We start from the raw sequence: 1,970 nt of genomic DNA, 5'->3' as shown, positions 1-1,970 counted from the left end.
GGTATACCAAATAAATCTTCCATAGCAGTTTTTACCATCCTGTGGCTATGGCGATACAATCCACTCTTTCGTGCCACCGTTGCTACCACTCTTTCACCGTAACCACTGGGGTTCACATCTATTGGCCCACATTCCGCAGGTTGGTCAGAGCAATAGATAATATTTTTGGCAGGAGGCACCAAGAAACTGAAGAATCCTTTGATGCTCCTGGGTTAAGTTAACAATTTGCTCAAATTCCCCCAGGGTGACCAAATGAATCGACTGAAAGCACTGAAATACCCAACGCATTGTTGGGGTAGCCGTTGGTTTACCTAATTGGTTCTTAAGAGTTTGCTTAGCTTTGGCCAGAGCTTGGCGTAAGGCTCTTTGTGCTAAAGTATAAACTAATAAACAAAGACCCATCACCATCGCCAAGGCAGCTACACGCTCAGGAGTCTTGAGGAAAACACTGCTGGTAAAAAACATTGGATCTTTGAGAAAACGGAAACCTCTTTCAGTACATTGTTGTCTTTTGTACTCACAGAGCATATCGTCTTCAGACAAGGATTCAGAGTCTAGAACATTGGTAGCCAGAATAAAGCGTCCAGCCCTTCTACGAGCTTTGGCAACAACTTCTTTTTTCAAAGTCAAGCTACCTTGCAGACGATAGTGATAGCCATCTGGAAGTTGACCTGTTCGTGGTCGTCCAGGCTGATTGTAGTAAGGGTATGGCACAACTTCTATCTGAGTGAAGCGATGATAGCGCAGTTGTTTGTTCACGAATTGTGCTGCGGCCATAGCATCAGGAGCACAGGCTTGCGTTTCGTTGTTCTAACTGCTTGAGCTGCTTTTGGGCTTTGTGATGATGCTGTTGAATTTTTTGTTCGAGGTGCAACAGGTCAACTTCTTTTCTAGCGTCACTTTCGACAACTAGCCATCGCTGCTTGATGTCACCATAGGTGCTACAGACACAAGCTATACGGTATCCTGTTAATTGGCCTCGATTGAAGGCTTCTTCAGACAATTGCTCGATTAACTCTTGAGCTGCTTTGAGAGTTGCTGGGACTCGGCTGAGCCATTGCAAATGGGTCAATGACTGAAGGTTTTCCTCGACCTACAGAGCAGCATCCGCTACAAATAAAGCTTCACATTGCCATTGCTCTCGAAACTCTGCCATCAGTTGGGCAAAAATGGCTTGGTCTGATTCATTGCCACTGGCTACTCGTAGATATAATGGTATGTCTCCATCTCCACTACACATCAAGTCTACCATGAATTGTTTCAGGTCGGGTCTATGGTCTGGAGGAGTAACCATGAGTAATCGTGTTCGCGAAGCGGTTCCTAAGGAACATCGCTGCTGGTTCTTCTGGGCCAGGTCGTTTTTTGCTCAGATAAGCTCCATGAACGTGAAAAGAACTTGAATCGAGGTGCAGACTCTCCCTGTTTACCCCAAACTTAGAAGCTGCTTCTAGGGCTACTTTGACAAATATTCTCGTCAATCCCCCTTCATAGAGTTGCTCTAAGACTCTTCCAAGGCGGTCATCATTGAGGTGCTGTGCTTCAATCCCAACTCCCTTGAAGATGTTCGCAAGCTTTGCCTACCAAAGAATTTTTCAAACAAATACAGGGGGGCTAAATCACGCCTAAGCCATTGATAATCATCGCTTTTACCGCTACCCCAGCACTTAGCTTTTCTTGAGGATGGGTTCCAAGTTCCTGGTTAATTTGTTCGACAATCCCGATTTGGTCAATTATGCCTGCCACTATGCCACAGTGGTCAAGATCTTGTACTCTTATTGAAGATGCTATTGGTTTCATGCTTCAAAAATACCATGGCTATCCTCTCCTACCTGCGGAATGTGGGCTATTGGCCATACCGCACGGGTGGTATTTCCACATTGGGAGCACACCAGTTGGTGTAAGCGATGTTCTACTACTATTGGAGTTATCGGTGGTAGTTCGACAATTTGATGACGGTAAGGGTTTTTGTC

The 1,970-nt window shown here is 45.3% G+C and carries 2 pseudogenes; both read right to left on the bottom strand.

Annotation, left to right across the window (positions count from 1 at the left end):
- Positions 1 to 144: 144 nt before the first annotated feature.
- A pseudogene (locus F6K51_RS36435) lies at positions 145 to 1,797 on the bottom strand (IS1634 family transposase).
- 53 nt (positions 1,798 to 1,850) lie between these two features.
- Positions 1,851 to 1,970, bottom strand: a pseudogene (locus F6K51_RS36430) (IS66 family transposase zinc-finger binding domain-containing protein); the annotation flags it as partial.

This window comes from Moorena sp. SIO3I8 (genome assembly GCF_010692325.1).
GTDB lineage: Bacteria > Cyanobacteriota > Cyanobacteriia > Cyanobacteriales > Coleofasciculaceae > Moorena.
This window is presented reverse-complemented; position numbering and strand designations above follow the sequence as displayed.